This is a genomic window from Pseudoxanthomonas daejeonensis (genome assembly GCF_010093205.1).
Lineage (GTDB): Bacteria > Pseudomonadota > Gammaproteobacteria > Xanthomonadales > Xanthomonadaceae > Pseudoxanthomonas > Pseudoxanthomonas daejeonensis.
The window spans coordinates 229952-245815 of record NZ_PDWN01000002.1 but is presented as its reverse complement, the minus strand read 5'-3'; the positions used below and the strand labels follow the sequence as shown (position 1 = coordinate 245815).

Below are 15864 nucleotides of genomic sequence, written 5' to 3'. Positions count from 1 at the left end.
GGCTCGACGGGATGCGGGTCCTGCTGCTCGCTCACGATTTTCCGCCGGTACGCAGTCCGCAGTCGATCCGCGCTGCGGCATTCGCGTCGGAGCTCGCATTGGCCGGCGCGCACATCACCGTAGTCACCCGCGAGTGCGGCGTTGTGGAAGCGGACCGGTTGGGAGTGGACGTGCGTCGGGTCTCTCCGGGGCCGCTGGAGTCCCTGGTCAACCGTGCTGCGCGCCGTCGCGCAGGCGCAGGCGGGGGCGCGGTAGCCAGCGAAGGCGCGGAGCGTCCCGCCCCGGCGGTCGGATTGAACTGGAAAGGCCGCCTGGTGCGGCGGCTCCGCCGCGGAATGCACTGGATCTGCTTCCCGGACGCGACCGTGGTCTGGGCACGCAATGCGCGCCCGCTGGTTGAATCATTGCTTGCCTCGGGAGCGGTCGACCGTGCCATTGTCATGCACGAGCCTGGCGGCGCTCTGTTGCTCGCCTCCAGCTTCGTCCGTGCCGGCGTTCCGTGGATCGCGGATCTAGCCGATCCGGTCCTAGCGCAGTACACATTGGCACATTGGCGGAACTCCGCATTCAGGCTCGAGCGGGACGTCTCTGCCGGCGCCACGCACGTCACCGTGACAAACAGGGCCACGAAGGACCTGATCGCGCACAGGCATGGCTTGCCTGAACACCGGATCACGGTCATCACGCAGGGTTTCGACAATCGCGACGCGCCAAAGCCGGTCGCGCTGGCGCCGGAGCGGATGAACTTGGTCTATACCGGGCGGCTCTATGCGTTCCGCTCTGTCGTGCCGTTGCTGTCGGCTATGCGGGAAGTAGATGGTGTAGTGCTGCACGTCGCAGGACCCGAACCGCCGGCTGAACTGGTGCGGGCGGCCGAGCTGTTTCCGGACCGGGTGATGTTGCATGGCGAGGTGTCGCATGCCTATGCTCGGGGCCTGCAGGCAGGAGCGGATGTTTTACTCAGTATTGGCAACGCAGGCCTCCCACAGACCCCCGGGAAAATCTACGAGTATCTGGGCGCAGGGCGTCCCGTGATGCACATCGCCGAGACCGCCGATGAAACTGCAGGTCTTCTCGCCGCCACGGGGCGGGGAGTTTCTGTGGCGCCAGCCGGGATATCCTTGGAGCTGCAACGGCTCGTGGCGGATTGGAGCGAAGGATCGCTAGATAGCCGCTTCGATATGAATGCCAACGCCGCATGCGGTTACACATGGCGAGCGCAGGTGGCGTCGTTGGCCCGTATCCTTTCCGAGTTCGATTTACAAGACGTACATGCACAAGAATGAGCAACTGAACCGCCTTGCGCGATTCCACATGCCACAGAAGTGGTTTCCCGTTTGGCTGGTGTCCGTACTCGGATTGTTCACCGTGGTCGTTTCCGTCAAGTGGCTGGATCCGGCCCTTGCCACTGCCGACCCTGGCCTGCTGGCGCGCAACGCCCTGCCGTGGGTCCTTTTCTGGCTGGCACTGTGGGGGGCGACGCGAAAGGGCGTGTTCTCGGCGATGTTCGCATCGGCCCTCCATGCCGCGTTCCAGGCGGCTCAGGCGGCGAAGATCGCGAACCTGCACCTGCCGATCCTGCCGGGCGACGCGGCGATGATCGGTAATGTGCTTGTCCATGCCGACATGATGAAGCAGTACGTCGAGTTCGGCCCTGGATGGTGGATAGCGTTGGCGTTGATGATTATGCTTGCTTGGATGGAACCGCCGACCGGAGCGAAGACGCTGCGTGGTCGCGCGGCGCTTTCCACGGCATGTGGCATCCTGCTGGCGGCCCTGATAACGGCGACCGGTCCTTGGCACAGGCTCTACGGCGCAGACGAACGCGAATTCCCGCACTGGGACCAGGTTGCTGCTGCGCATGCGCTGGGCGGCACTTACTACCTCGTCTATGCGAGGCTGGCCATGACACCGACCGATGTGCCGGTTGACGGGGCGCGCGTTCAGGCGTTCCAGGGCGAACACGAGCGGCAGCTTAAGTGGTTCGCGGAAGGTAGGGCGAAGGGAGACCTGCCGGATATCATAGTGATCCAGAGCGAAGCGTATTTCGATCCGTCGAGGCTCAACGGCATCGGGCCCGATGCCGGTGGCGCCCATTACCGCGAGCTGTCCGCGCTCGGCTTGCACGGGAACATGACGGCCCCGACGTTCGGAGGGCTCACGACGCGTACCGAGTTCGAGTTCCTGACGGGCATCCCTCTGCTTGCGGCCTACTCCAACGTACAGCACCCCTATGCCGCATTCCGTGACAGGCCTGTGCAGTCGTTGGCCAGTGCGCTCAAGGCGCATGGATACGCCACGCGTGCGGTCCATCCGAACGATCCCGCATTTTATTCCCGCGCCGATTACTTCCGGAAGCTTGGCTTCGACTCGTTCCATGGCATCAACGAGTTTTCTCCCGAAGAGCGGGACGGTCTCTATATCGGCGATGCCGCGCTGGTGAACCGGATCACCGAGATTCTGAGTGAAACCGAGCCGACCTTCGTGATGGCGATCACGATGGAAAACCACTCGCCCTGGGACGAGAGGCGGGGTGAGCAGGTCGAAGCGTCGGTTCCCGATCTGCCTTCAAGGCTGGGCAGCGACGAGGCCACGGAGCTGCAGCGTTACCTGCACCACCACCGGAACGCGGACGCCTCCCTCCTCAAGTTGTGGGAAGCGCTGAAAAAGCGCGACAGGCCAGCAGTGCTGGTGTTCTATGGCGACCACCTGCCGGCGCTCTCCCCGGTGTTCGACAGCCTTGGGTTTCGCGACGGGAAGTCCGCGCAGCAGCAGCCGGTCCCGTGGCTGGTCGTGGACACGCGCGGAGCTATTGCTCCTGGGTCGATGGACCTAAGCACTTACGAGCTCCCGGCGGTGATGATGGATGCGGTCGGCCTTCCGATGTCCAAGTACTTCGCTTCGCTGAATGTGCTCCTGTCGCAACGGAAGGATGGTGTGGCCGACCCGTCGGCTGGCCTACTTCCGGATCTGGCGCGCTCCCTGCCCTGGGAGGACGTCGGGTCGCTGCCGGAGCGGACGCAGCGTGTGCGAGTTGCGGACCTGGCTGCTTTCGAATCCTGGGGGCCGCAGGAAATTTCCCTCGGTGATCCGATTCCCGAAGAGGGCCTCAGCCTGTGGTTCAAATCGAGCGAGCCCTTGCGGCGCGACCTGCAGCTGCGGTTCGAGAACCAGAGGTTGCAGACGTTCCGCGACAGCGAAGACACGTTGCTGGCGCTGGTGCCAAAGGAGCTGCTCCAAGTCGCGCCGCCAGGACCCCGTCGGATCGACGTCATAAGCACTCTGGAGCGTACGTATCAGCCGGTGGCCGAGTTTGCCGTCAACGCCCGCGCGCCGCGCGCCCTGTTGCCCGATGGCAGGAGCCTGGCGAACCTGTGTCCCGCCAACGAATGGGGACCTCAGGTGATCAGGCGATCGGAGCACCCTCCATCGCTTCCGGAGGGCGGTATCGGCATCTTCGTGAAGGCGGGTTGCATGCCGGCCAAGGCCCGGCTCGTGCTGGACGGCAAGCCGCTGGCCACGAGTCAGTCAGGCAACCTGGTGACAGGCAGACTGCCATCATCGATGCTGCTGCGCGACGGGGCGCATGAAGTATCGCTGGTCGACGGCGAGAAGGGCGAGGCGATGAGGATTGGACGGATCGTCGTGGGCGAGTAAGGGCCGGCGTTACTGGGGCGTCCGTGCCCACCGGGCGGCGATGCCGCGAAACATCAGCTCGCCGAGAGGAATTCGGCAGCGAGTGACGCGATGCGGGCGCTGCTGTCGCCGTCGCCGTAAGGATTGTGCGCCAGCGACATTGCCCGATATGCCTCGACGTCTTCGAGAAGCTTGTTCACCTCGGCGGCGATGCGGGCGCGGTCGGTGCCGACGAGGCGTACCGTGCCTGCTTCGATCGCTTCGGGGCGTTCGGTGGTTTCACGCATTACCAGCACGGGCTTTCCCAGAGACGGCGCCTCTTCCTGTATGCCTCCGGAGTCGGTCAGGATGAGATCTGCGCGCATCATCAGGTGCACGAATGGCAGATAGTCTTGGGGCTCGATGAGGATCACGTTGCGGACGCCGCCGAGGATGCGCTTTACCGGCTCCTGGACGTTCGGGTTGAGGTGCACGGGATAGACGATCTGGGTGTCGCCACGGGCAGCGATATCGGCCAGCGCCTGGCAGATCTGCTCGAAGCCGTGTCCGAAATTCTCCCGGCGATGCCCGGTCACGAGCACCATGCGCAGGTCCGGGGCCAGGAAAGGGAAGCGCGCATACAGTTCCTGTTCGAGCCTGGGGCTTTCCTTGATCTCGCGTGCGACCGACAGCAGCGCGTCGATCACGGTGTTGCCAGTGACATGCACATGGTCGGCGGGGATGTTTTCAGCGCGTAGATTGCCAGCTGCGCCGTCGGTAGGCGCGAAATGGATGGCCGCCAGCGGCGCGGTCAGGCGGCGATTGGCCTCTTCCGGCCAGGGCGCGGACATGTTCCCGGTCCGCAGTCCGGCCTCGACGTGCCCGATCGGCACCTTCGCATAGAAGGCGGCAAGCGCTGTCGCGAGGGTCGTGCTGGTATCGCCGTGCACCAGAACCAGATCCGGCCGGTGCTGCGCCAATGCGGAGGTCATGCCGTCGAGAATCCTGCCGAAAAGGGCCGGCAAGCTCTGGCCCTGCTGCATCAGGTCCAGATCGACGTCAGGCACGATCCGGAACAGTTCAAGTACCTGATCCAGCATCTGCCGGTGCTGAGCCGTCACCGCGACGATGGTCTCGATTCCGGGGGTTGCCTGCAACGCCCGGACTACTGGGGCCATCTTAATTGCTTCGGGGCGTGTCCCGAAGGCGACCATTACGCGCTTGCTCATGCTTGGATATCCAGACTGGCTTCGAGTTCCGGCAGCAGTGTGAAGAGATCCCCCACCAGCCCGATGTCGGCCACCTCGAAGATCGCCGCTTCAGGGTCCTTGTTGATCGCCACGATCGTGCCGGCGTCCTTGATCCCGGTCAGGTGCTGGATCGCGCCGGAGATGCCGATGGCGATGTACAGCTCCGGGGCGATGATCTTGCCGGTCTGGCCGACCTGCATCTCGTTGGGGCAGTAGCCGGCGTCGACCGCCGCCCGGGAGGCGCCCACCGCCGCGCCTAGCTTGTCGGCCAGGCTGTAGACGATACGGAAGTTCTCCTCCGAGCCGACGCCGCGGCCGCCGGAGACGACGCGGCGCGCGCCCTGCAGGTCCGGACGATCCGACTTGCCTGCGGCCAAGCCGACGTAGCGGGTATGCGAAGGCAGGGTGGCATCCACGTTCACCGCCTCCACCGAAGCACTGCCGCCCCCGGCCGCTTCCGGCCAAGATGCGGTGCGCACGGTGGCGACGACGGTCTGCCCGTCCGGTGCGTCGACCGTGATGATCGCGTTGCCGGCATAGATCGGCCGCTTGAAGGTGTGGCTGCCCTCGACCGCCATCAGGTCCGAGACCTGGTTGACGCCGAGCAGCGCTGCCACCACCGGCATCAGGTCCTTGCCGAAAGTGGTCGAGGGTCCGAACACATGACTGTAGCCGGCCGCCAGCTGCGCGACCTGCGGGCCGAGCACCTGCGCTATAGCCTGCGTGTTGGCGGTATTGGCAACCGCCAGCACGCGCGTCACGCCGGCGATCTGCGCGGCTTCGGCTGCGACGTCGGCCGGATCGGCGGCCAGCACGACCACGTCGATCGCCTCGGGCGACAGCGCCTGCGCCGCGCTGACGGTACGCGCGGTGGATCCGTTGAGCTTGCCGTCGAGGTGTTCGGCGACAATCAGCACCTTGGTCATCACAGCAACCCCTTCTGCTTCAGTGCAGCGACCAGTTCGGCCGCGTCCTTCACCATCACGCCCTTGCTGCGCTTGGCCGGCGGCGCATATGCGGTGGTCTTCAGTTCCGCGCCCGCCTCGACGCCAAGCTCGGCCAGCTGCAGGGTCTCCAGCGGCTTGCTCTTGGCCTTCATGATGTCCGGAAGCTTGATGAAGCGCGGTTCGTTCAGGCGCAGGTCGGTGGTGACCACGGCGGGAAGGTCGACTTCCAGCGTTTCCAGGCCGGCATCGACCTCTCGGGTGACGGTGGCCTTGCCATCAGCGACTTCGAGTTTCGACGCGAAGGTCGCCTGCGGGCGGCCCCACAGCGTGGCCAGCATCTGCCCGGTCTGGTTGGCGTCGTCGTCGATGGCCTGCTTGCCCAGGATCACCAGGTCCGGCTGTTCCTTCTCGACCAGTTTGAGCAGGGTGCGGGCGGCCGCCAGCGGCTGCACCGGCTGGTCGGTGACCACGTGGATGGCGCGGTTGGCGCCCATCGCCAGGCCGTTGCGCAGGTGCGCCTGGGCATCGGCCGGGGCGATCGTGACGACCACCACCTCGGTTGCGATGCCCTTGTCGCGCAGGCGCAGGGCTTCTTCCAGGGCGATCTCGTCGAAAGGGTTGGGCGAGAGCTTGACGCCGTCGGTGACCACGCCGGAGCCATCCGGCTTGACCTGGATGCGGACGTTGTAGTCCACGACGCGCTTGTAGGCGACCAGGATCTTCATCGTGCGGGGATTCCTTCGGGATAGCGGGGCGGCCCGGCCGCGGCGGCAGGCCCGGGACGGACCGCCGATTCTACCGGGTGAGGGGGCTCCATGCGATCGGGTATGGTCCCCTCGGGCTGCCGCCGGGAGCGGACCTCGTCGACCCGGTGGTTCATTGGGGCGCTATTCTAGCGACCCTTGATTCTTCGGCTCCACGAACGGACAGGAGTCTCGCTTGGCAACTTGGCTGGTTACCGGCGGCGCCGGTTTTATCGGCGGCAACTTCGTCCTCGATGCGGTGGCGCGTGGTGTGAGGGTGGTCAATCTGGATGCCCTGACCTACGCGGGCAACCTCGACACCCTGTCGTCCCTGGCGGGCAACCCCGGCCACGTGTTCGTGGAAGGGAACATAGGGGATCGCGATCTGGTCGCCCGGCTCCTGGCCGAACATAGTCCCGATGCGGTCGTGAACTTCGCCGCGGAGAGCCACGTGGATCGCTCGATCGACGGGCCGGCCGCATTCATCGAAACCAATGTGGTCGGCACGCTCGGCCTGCTGGAAACCGTGCGCGACTACTGGAAGGGGCTGGAGGGCGCCGCCAGGGACGGTTTCCGCTTCCTGCACGTGTCCACCGACGAGGTCTACGGCACCTTGGGCGAGACCGGCAAGTTCACCGAAACCACCCCGTACGCCCCCAACTCGCCGTACTCCGCGTCGAAGGCCGCGTCCGACCACCTGGTCCGCGCCTTCCACCATACCTACGGGCTGCCGGTGCTCACCACCAACTGCTCCAACAACTACGGCCCGTACCACTTCCCGGAAAAGCTCATCCCGCTGGTGATTGCCAAGGCCTTGGCCGGCGAGCCGCTGCCGGTCTATGGCGATGGCAAGCAGGTACGCGACTGGCTGTTCGTGGCCGACCACTGCGAAGCGATCCGCACGGTGCTGGTGAAGGGCCGGGTGGGCGAGACCTACAACGTCGGCGGTAATTCCGAAAAGCAGAACATCGAGGTCGTCCACGCGATCTGCGCGTTGCTGGACCAGCGCCGCCCGCGCGAGGACGGCCAGCCGCGCAGCAGCCAGATCACCTTCGTCGCCGACCGCCCGGGCCATGACCGCCGTTACGCGATCGACGCCTCCAAGCTGAAGGACGAGCTGGGCTGGGAGCCGAAGTACACCTTCGAACAGGGCATCGCCACCACCGTCGACTGGTACCTGGACAACCAGGACTGGGTGCAGCGGGTGCTCGATGGCAGCTATCGTCTGGAGCGCATCGGGGTGACGGCATGAGCGCACGCAAGGGCATCATCCTGGCCGGTGGTTCCGGTACCCGGCTGTATCCGATCACCCGCGCGATCAGCAAGCAGCTGCTGCCGGTCTACGACAAGCCGATGATCTACTACCCGCTCAGCGTGCTGATGCTGGCGGGGATCCGCGAGGTTCTGATCATCAACACCCCGCACGAACAGGCGCTGTTCCGGACCTTGCTGGGCGACGGTTCGCAGTGGGGCATGCGCATCGAGTATGCGGTGCAGCCCAGCCCGGATGGACTGGCCCAGGCCTACCTGATCGGCCGCGACTTCGTCGCCGGCCAGCCCAGCTGCCTGGTGCTGGGTGACAACATCTTCCATGGCCACGGCCTGACCGCTCTGCTGAGGCGCGCCGGGGAGCGCCAGCAGGGTGCAACCGTATTCGGCTACTGGGTGCGCGATCCGGAACGCTATGGCGTGGCCGAATTCGACGGTGAGGGGCGCGTGGTCGGAATCGAGGAAAAGCCGGCGCAACCGCGCTCCAACTATGCGGTGACCGGCCTGTATTTCTACGATGGCCGGGCCAGCGAGTACGCCTCTGAACTCAGGCCCTCGTCACGCGGCGAACTGGAGATCACCGACCTCAACAAGCGCTATCTCGAGCACGGTGATCTGTACCTCGAACAGTTGGGCCGCGGGTATGCCTGGTTGGATACGGGTACCCACCAGTCGCTGCTGGAAGCTTCGACCTTTATCGAAACGATCGAAGCACGGCAGGGACTGCGCGTCTGTTGTCCCGAGGAGATCGCCTTCGGCAACGGCTGGATCGACACAGGCCAGTTGGAAGGCTTGGCAGCTCCACTCGTGAAGAATGGCTACGGCCAATACCTGCTGGAGATCGCCAGGCGTGGTGAGGTGGTTCGATGAGGATAATTGAGACCGGCCTGCCCGGCTGCGTGGTGATCGAACCGGTGGTGTTCGGTGATGAGCGCGGCATATTCTTCGAAGCTTGGAACGCGGAGCGCTTCGATCGCTACGGCTTGCCGACGAAGTTCGTGCAGAGCAACGTTTCGACCTCGGTCAAGGGCGTGCTGCGCGGCTTGCATTATCAGTGGCCGCGCCCACAGGGCAAGCTGGTCAGCGTGTTGGAAGGTAAGGTGTATGACGTCGCGGTCGACATCCGCCGAGGTTCGCCGACGTTCGGCTGCTGGGAGGCTGTGATCCTCAGCGCGCAGAATCACCGCCAGTTTTGGATCCCGGAAGGGTTCGCCCACGGCTTCGCAGTGCTTTCCGAGCACGCGGTGCTCAACTACCTTTGTACGGATGCGTACGTGAAGGAAGCCGATGCCGGCGTGCGCTGGAACGACTGCAGCATCGGCGTCGACTGGCCGGTGTCCGACGATCCGGTCATGTCGGCCAAGGACAAGGCCGCGCCCCTGCTTACCGATATTCCCAGCGATCGCCTTCCGGCTTACGCCAAATGACGCAGCTACTCGTCGTTGGTGCCAACGGCCAGGTCGGGCGCGAGTTGTGCCGAAGCCTGTCGACTCTGGGTGATGTGGTCGCGGCGACTCGCAACGGCACGCTCGATACTGGCGAAGCCTGCCGGGTCGCCGACCTGTCTGATCCGCGCGCGCTTGCAGCCTTGGTCGAGGATGTCGCGCCGTCGGCGGTCGTGAACGCGGCCGCCTATACCTCGGTCGATAAGGCCGAGGGCGATCGCAAGGCGGCTTTCGTCGCCAATGGCGAAGCGCCCGGCGCATTGGCGCGAGCCTGCGCGGCGTCCGGCATTCCGTTCGTCCATTACTCGACCGATTACGTCTTCGATGGGCAGGGTGCGCGTCCGTATCGCGAAGACGATCCTACCTCGCCGCTGGGTGTATACGGCGCCAGCAAGCTGGCCGGCGAGCACGCCGTGCGCACGGCCTGTGCACGGCACTTCATCTTTCGCATTGCCTGGATCTATGGGGGCCATGGTCACAATTTCCTGCGGACCATGCTTCGGGCGGGCGCCGGATGCGACCAATTGCGCGTGGTGGCCGACCAAGTCGGTTCGCCGACACCAGCGGCTCTGGTCGCCGATGCCACCGCCATCATGCTGTCGCAGGTATTGGTGGGTGGGGAGCATCTCGGTGGCACTTGGCATCTGGCCACTTCCGGCGAGACCAGCTGGCACGGTTTTGCTGAAGCGATTTTCGAGGATGCGTCAGTCGCTGGTCTGCTCGCGCACGTGCCGAAAGTAGTGCCGATCACGACTGCCGATTATCCAATGCCTGCGCGCCGGCCTGCCTACTCCCGGTTAGATACTTCCCGCTTCCATCGCGACTTTGGAATCGATCTGCCTGATTGGCGGCCAAGTCTCCGTAACGTGATCACTGAACTGGCCGTCCAGCGTTACTGTAGCCACCTTGTGGCGTAGTGCCCCGCAGGTGTCAGCATGACGCCATGTTCCGATGCGTCGCTCCGGTGGATTTCCGTTGTGTTGAATCTTCCGAAGCCTGCGGCTCACCCCTGAAGGAAGCTACAATGAGAAAGAAGGGGCAGCGGGGGGCGTCGGATGAAGGTTCTAGTGTGCGGTGGGGCGGGCTACATCGGCAGCCACATGGCGCAGTGGTTGGCTGAGCGAGGGGACACGGTCACGGTCTTGGACAACCTTTCTACCGGCCATCGCGCGGCGGTGAAGTGGGGCGAATTTTTGGAGGCCGATCTGCTGGATCCGGCTTCGCTGGAGCATGCTTTCGCCGGTCGTTTCTTTGATGCGGTGGTGCACTTTTGTGCGCGTTCGTTGGTCGGCGAGTCGGTGCAGGAGCCGTATGCGTATTACGCCAACAACGTTACTGGCACTCTCAACCTGCTCGAGGCCATGCGCCGGCATGAGGTGCAGCGGCTGGTGTTCTCCTCCACCGCGGCGGTGTTCGGTAGCCCGATCTGCGATCTGATCGACGAGGAGCATCTGAAGGCGCCGATCAATCCTTACGGAGTCTCCAAACTGATGGTGGAGCAGATCCTCGCCGATGCTGCGGTTGCGTATGGCTTGCGCTCGGTGGCGCTGCGTTATTTCAATGCCGCTGGCGCGCTGCCGCAGCATGGAATCGGCGAGGCGCATGCCTGCGAGACCCACCTAATCCCGAACGTGCTCAAGTCCGCACTCGGTACTGGCCCGGCATTGAAGGTATTTGGCGACGATTACCCCACACCCGATGGTACCTGTGTGCGCGATTACGTTCATGTGCAGGACCTGGCCCAAGCTCATGCGTTGGCAATAGGCTACATGGATACGAATCCGGGGACGCACGCATTCAACTTAGGAAATGGTCAAGGCTTCTCAGTGCGCGAAGTGATCGCCGCCGCCGGCAAGGTTGCCGGCCGGGACATCGTCTATGAGGTGGCCCCGCGACGCACTGGCGATCCAGCCACGCTCGTGGCCTCCAGTCGTAAGGCGCGCGAAATCCTGGGCTGGCGGCCGACCTGGACTACGCTTGAGCCAATCATCGAAAGCGCCTGGCGCTGGCACCGCGACCAGCGATTCTGAATGGACCAGGGTCCCCAATAATCCGCTCCTACAGTCAACTAGGCCCGCCCGTACGTGTCCTCGAAGCGGACGATATCGTCCTCGCCCAGGTAGCTGCCCGACTGCACCTCGATCAGCTCCAGCGGCAGCTTGCCGGGGTTTTTCAGGCGGTGGGTCACGCCCAGCGGGATGTAGGTGCTCTGGTTCTCGGTCAGCAGGATCACCTCCTCGCCGCGGGTCACCTCGGCGGTGCCGCTGACCACGATCCAGTGCTCGGCACGGTGGTGGTGCATCTGCAGGCTCAGCGTGGCGCCGGGCTTGACCGAGATCCGCTTGACCTGGAAGCGCTCGCCGTTGTCGATGGAGTCGTAGGCGCCCCACGGGCGATAGACCTTGCGGTGCCAGGTCGCTTCGGAGCGCTTGTCGCGCTTGATCCGGGCCACGACCTCCTTGACCTCCTGCATCCGCTCGCCCTTGCCGACCAGTACCGCGTCGGGGGTCTCGACCACGATGACGTCGTCCAGGCCGACCAGGGCGATCAGGCGGTCGCCATAGGCGTAGGTGTCGTGGCAGTCGATCGCGATCACGTCGCCATGGTGGGCGTTGCCGTTGGCATCCTGGGGCGAGACGTCGCGCAGCGCGGTCCACGAGCCGACGTCGCTCCAGCCGGCGTCGAGGGGGACGAGCACCGCGTCTGCGGTCTTTTCCATGACCGCATAGTCGATGGAATCGGAAGGGACGGCGGCGAAGGCTTCCTTGTCGAGCCGCACGAAGTCCAGGTCACGCGTGGCCTGCTCCCATGCGAGCCGGGCAGCAGCCAGGATCCCGGGGTTGAACTTCTGGAGTTCGGCCAGGTAACGCGAGGCCTTGAACAGGAACATGCCGCTGTTCCAGAAGTACTCGCCCGAGGCGACATAGCCTTGCGCGGTGGCCAGGTCGGGCTTCTCGACAAAGCGCTCGACCGGCCGCACCTGCGGCCCGGCCGCCGTCTTGATGTAGCCGTACCCGGTCTCCGGACCGGTGGGCACGATGCCGAAAGTGACCAGCTTGCCGGCAGTGGCGGCAGGCATGGCAGCCAGGACGGCGCGCTGGAAGGCGGCTTCATCGCGGACGACATGGTCCGACGGCAGTACCAGCAGTATGGCATCGCCGCCCTCGCGGGCTGCCTCGAGCGCGGCGACCGCGATGGCCGGCGCGGTGTTGCGACCGACCGGCTCCAGCAGGATGGCTTCGGGCGTGGCGCCCACCTGCTGCAGCTGCTCGGCGGCGACGAACCGATGCTCTTCGTTGGCCACCACCAGCGGCGCCCGGCCGGCGATGGCGGCCACCCGCCGCCAGGTGGCCTGCACCATGGTCAACTCGCCGGCCAGCGGCAGGAACTGCTTCGGATAGGCCTCGCGTGACAGCGGCCACAAACGCGTGCCGGAGCCGCCGGACAGGATCACGGGAAGGAGATCGTTCATCGAAAGCGGTTCCCAGGCAGGGTCAGGATCGGATCAGTCCAGAAAGCTCATCGGTGCGTGCTTGCAGCAGCGCTGCATCGCCGCGCGCCTCCACGTTCAGCCGCAGCAGCGGCTCGGTATTGGAACTGCGCAGGTTGAAGCGCCAAGCGCCGAAATCCGCGCTGAGTCCATCGGTGTGGTCCAGCGTCGGCGACAGCGGCGCATAGTGCTCAAGGACTCGTGCTACCGCGACTTTCGCGTCGGCGACGCGGAAGTTGATCTCGCCGCTGCACGGGAACTTGCGCACGCGTGCTTCGACCAGGTCGCCCAGGCTGCGGCCGCTGCTGGAAACCAGGCTGGCGATCAGCAGCCACGGGATCATGCCGGAATCGGCGTAGGCGAACTCGCGGAAATAGTGGTGCGCGCTCATCTCGCCGCCATAGACCGCATCTTCGGCGCGCATCTTCTCCTTGATGAAGGCGTGCCCGCTCTTGCACAGCACCGGCACGCCGCCGGCCTCCTCGACCTGCTCGACCGTGTTCCAGACCAGGCGCGGATCGTGCACGATCTTGCCGCCCGGCTGCTTGGCCAGGATCGCCTGGGCGAGCAGGCCCACGAGGTAATAGCCCTCGATGAACTGGCCGTGCTCGTCGAAGAAGAAGCAGCGGTCGAAGTCGCCATCCCAGGCGATGCCGAAATCGGCGCCATGCGCGCGCACCGCGTCGGCCGTGGCCTGACGATTACCCGGCAGCAGCGGATTCGGGATGCCGTTGGGGAAGCTGCCGTCCGGCTCGTGGAACACCCGGACGAATTCGAAGGGCAGGTGTGGCGCGAGCAGGTCCACGATCGTGCCGGCGCCGCCGTTGCCGGCATTGACCACCAGTTTCAGCGGCTTGAGTGCGGAGCTGTCCACGTAGCCAAGCAGGTGGGCGATATAGGCGCTCTTGTCGGGGTGGGCGCGCTCGTCCGCCGCGGACGGCGCCGGGGGCGAGACATCGGCCTGCGCCGCATCGGAGATCGCAAACAGGCCGGTGTCGGAGGAGATCGGGCGCGCCCGCTCCTTCACCAGCTTCATGCCGTTGTAATCCATGGGGTTGTGACTGGCGGTGACCATCACCCCGCCGGCGGCCCCTAGGTGGTCCACCTGGAAATACACCTCCTCGGTGCCGCACAGGCCGATGTCCACCACCTCACGGCCCTTGCCGCGCAGGCCGTGCGACAGGGCGGCCTGCAGGCCCGGGCTGCTCAGACGGATGTCGTGACCCAGCACCACAGGGCCGGGCCCCAGCTGGTCCGCCAGCGCCACACCGATCTTCCGGGCCAGTTCTTCATCCAGCTCGTCGGGTACGCGGCCGCGGATGTCGTAGGCCTTGAAGGCGGGTAGGGTCATCGGGTTTCTCGCGGGGGACGGACATCGATTCTAGTCGCTGCGCCGGGCCCGGCGCCCGCCCCGCGGTCAGTCCCAGGTCAGCCATTGCCCGAAAGTACGTGTCGCGCCGCAGCATGCGCCGCTAGAATCCGGGTCTTGGGTTTCCAGACGAGGGCAGGTATGGCCGCTTCCAAACTCCATCCGGACGCGAATTCCGCGCTGGCCGACCTGGTCGCCGACGGCCAGACCCTGGCGGTGGGCGGTTTCGGCCTGTGCGGCATCCCCGAGGCCCTGATCGCCGCGCTGCGCGATTCGGGCGTGAAGGGGCTCACGGCGATCTCCAACAATGCCGGCGTCGATGGCTTCGGCCTGGGCCAGCTGCTGGAGACCCGGCAGATCCGCAAGATGATTTCGTCCTACGTGGGCGAGAACAAGGAGTTCGAGCGCCAGTACCTGGGCGGCGAGCTGGAGCTGGAATTCAACCCGCAGGGCACCCTGGCCGAGCGCCTGCGCGCCGGCGGGGCGGGGATCCCGGCGTTCTTCACCGCCACCGGCTACGGCACGGTCGTGGCCGAGGGCAAGGAGACCCGCGAGTTCAACGGCAAGCATTACGTGCTGGAAACCGCGCTGGTCGCCGACGTGTCGCTGGTCAAGGCCTGGAAGGCCGACAAGGCCGGCAACCTGGTGTTCCGCAAGACCGCGCGCAACTTCAATCCGGCGTGCGCGATGGCCGGCAAGGTCTGCGTGGCCGAGGTCGAGGAACTGGTCGAGACCGGGACGATCGACCCGGACCAGGTGCACCTGCCCGGCATCTACGTGGACCGCATCGTGGTCAACCCGACTCCCGAGAAGCGCATCGAACAGCGCACCGTGCGCCAGGAGAACAAGTGATGGCCTGGACCCGCGACGAGATGGCGCAGCGCGCCGCCCGCGAACTGACCGACGGCGCCTACGTGAACCTGGGCATCGGCCTGCCGACCCTGGTCGCCAACCACATCCCCGAGGGCGTGGACGTGTGGCTGCAGTCGGAGAACGGGCTGCTGGGCATCGGCCCGTTCCCGAGCGAGGACGAGGTCGACGCCGACCTGATCAATGCCGGCAAGCAGACCGTCACCGCGCGTCCGGGCGCCAGCTATTTCGGCAGCCACGACTCGTTCGCGATGATCCGCGGCGGCCACATCGACCTGGCGATCCTGGGCGCGATGCAGGTCACCGACACCGGCGACCTGGCCAACTGGATGGTGCCCGGCAAGATGGTCAAGGGCATGGGCGGGGCGATGGACCTGGTCGCCGGCGTCAAGCGCGTGGTCGTGCTGATGGAGCACACCGCCAAGAACGGCGAGCACAAGATCCTCCCCGAATGCACGCTGCCGCTGACCGGCGTGGGCGTGGTCGACCGGATCATCACCGAGCTGGCGGTGTTCGACGTGACCGACGGCGGGCTGAAGCTTGTGGAGGCCGCGCCGGGCGTGGAGATCCTGGAGCTGATGGAAAAGACCGGGGTGCCGTTTACCCGCTGAACAAAGCAGGCACACGAATCGGGGGAGAAAATGGGGTTGGCTTCCAGGCCTGGTCGTGTGTCCAGCATCGCCTTCGATTCGCTTGTTCCAGCCGATGGACATGCACCCGGACTTACCGGGCCGAGCTGCGCGATTTGCCGCCACGCGCATGAACCGAGGCTCGATTTCAGGATTGGCCTGGCGGCATTGCCGCCCGCGGTCGAGCCGCCCCGAGTGTTCCACGAACGGATGATCATGGCCGAAGCATTCGGCATG

The 15864-nt window shown here is 65.5% G+C and carries 14 protein-coding genes; 9 read left to right on the top strand and 5 right to left on the bottom strand.

Annotation, left to right across the window (positions count from 1 at the left end; genetic code table 11):
- The first annotated feature begins 11 nt into the window (after positions 1–11).
- Complete coding sequence (locus CSC65_RS02630; protein WP_162408422.1) at positions 12–1286, top strand: glycosyltransferase family protein; 1275 nt, start codon at positions 12–14, stop codon at positions 1284–1286.
- Positions 1273–3657, top strand: a complete 2385-nt coding sequence (locus CSC65_RS02625; protein ID WP_162408421.1) for an LTA synthase family protein — start codon at positions 1273–1275, stop codon at positions 3655–3657. The genes CSC65_RS02630 and CSC65_RS02625 overlap by 14 nt, the downstream gene beginning before the upstream one ends.
- A gap of 53 nt (positions 3658–3710) precedes the next feature.
- On the opposite strand, the gene wecB is transcribed toward CSC65_RS02625, so the two are convergent.
- The 3 genes from wecB to CSC65_RS02610 are packed head-to-tail and all read right to left on the bottom strand — an operon-like array spanning position 3711 to position 6537.
- Entirely contained in the window at positions 3711–4844 is a 1134-nt protein-coding gene (gene wecB, locus CSC65_RS02620; RefSeq protein ID WP_238390247.1) for a non-hydrolyzing UDP-N-acetylglucosamine 2-epimerase, read from the bottom strand.
- Positions 4841–5791 carry an electron transfer flavoprotein subunit alpha/FixB family protein gene (locus CSC65_RS02615; RefSeq protein ID WP_162408420.1) on the bottom strand — a complete coding sequence of 317 codons (951 nt, stop codon included), beginning with the start codon at positions 5789–5791 and terminating at the stop codon, positions 4841–4843. Before CSC65_RS02615 ends, wecB begins: the two co-directional genes overlap by 4 nt.
- Positions 5791–6537, bottom strand: a complete 747-nt coding sequence (locus CSC65_RS02610; protein WP_162408419.1) for an electron transfer flavoprotein subunit beta/FixA family protein — start codon at positions 6535–6537, stop codon at positions 5791–5793. Before CSC65_RS02610 ends, CSC65_RS02615 begins: the two co-directional genes overlap by 1 nt.
- A gap of 214 nt (positions 6538–6751) precedes the next feature.
- Here CSC65_RS02610 and rfbB point away from each other — a divergent pair, with 214 nt between their 5' ends.
- The 5 genes from rfbB to galE all read left to right on the top strand — a co-directional run bounded on the left by rfbB (position 6752) and on the right by galE (position 11299).
- A complete protein-coding gene (gene rfbB, locus CSC65_RS02605) occupies positions 6752–7807 on the top strand; it encodes a dTDP-glucose 4,6-dehydratase (protein WP_162408418.1) in 1056 nt (351 codons plus the stop codon).
- The gene (gene rfbA / locus CSC65_RS02600) at positions 7804–8694 is read left to right on the top strand and encodes a glucose-1-phosphate thymidylyltransferase RfbA (RefSeq protein ID WP_162408417.1); all 891 of its coding nucleotides are present in this window, start codon (positions 7804–7806) and stop codon (positions 8692–8694) included. Before rfbB ends, rfbA begins: the two co-directional genes overlap by 4 nt.
- The gene (gene rfbC / locus CSC65_RS02595; RefSeq protein ID WP_162408416.1) at positions 8691–9251 is read left to right on the top strand and encodes a dTDP-4-dehydrorhamnose 3,5-epimerase; all 561 of its coding nucleotides are present in this window, start codon (positions 8691–8693) and stop codon (positions 9249–9251) included. Before rfbA ends, rfbC begins: the two co-directional genes overlap by 4 nt.
- Positions 9248–10186: a dTDP-4-dehydrorhamnose reductase gene (rfbD, locus tag CSC65_RS02590; protein ID WP_162408415.1), complete on the top strand. Its 939-nt coding sequence runs from the start codon at positions 9248–9250 to the stop codon at positions 10184–10186. The genes rfbC and rfbD overlap by 4 nt, the downstream gene beginning before the upstream one ends.
- 138 nt (positions 10187–10324) lie before the next feature.
- Positions 10325–11299 (top strand): UDP-glucose 4-epimerase GalE, encoded by a 975-nt coding sequence (galE, locus tag CSC65_RS02585; protein ID WP_162408414.1) that lies wholly within the window; start codon positions 10325–10327, stop codon positions 11297–11299.
- Between the two features lie 38 nt (positions 11300–11337).
- On the opposite strand, the gene CSC65_RS02580 is transcribed toward galE, so the two are convergent.
- Positions 11338–12741 (bottom strand): mannose-1-phosphate guanylyltransferase/mannose-6-phosphate isomerase, encoded by a 1404-nt coding sequence (locus tag CSC65_RS02580; protein WP_162408413.1) that lies wholly within the window; start codon positions 12739–12741, stop codon positions 11338–11340.
- 22 nt (positions 12742–12763) lie between these two features.
- Positions 12764–14110 (bottom strand): phosphohexomutase domain-containing protein, encoded by a 1347-nt coding sequence (locus CSC65_RS02575; RefSeq protein ID WP_162408412.1) that lies wholly within the window; start codon positions 14108–14110, stop codon positions 12764–12766.
- Positions 14111–14269: 159 nt separating this feature from the next.
- On the opposite strand from CSC65_RS02575, the gene CSC65_RS02570 reads away from it, so the two are divergent.
- Positions 14270–14980, top strand: a complete 711-nt coding sequence (locus CSC65_RS02570) for a CoA transferase subunit A (protein ID WP_162408411.1) — start codon at positions 14270–14272, stop codon at positions 14978–14980.
- Positions 14980–15609 carry a CoA transferase subunit B gene (locus CSC65_RS02565; RefSeq protein ID WP_162408410.1) on the top strand — a complete coding sequence of 210 codons (630 nt, stop codon included), beginning with the start codon at positions 14980–14982 and terminating at the stop codon, positions 15607–15609. Before CSC65_RS02570 ends, CSC65_RS02565 begins: the two co-directional genes overlap by 1 nt.
- Positions 15610–15864 lie beyond the last annotated feature (255 nt).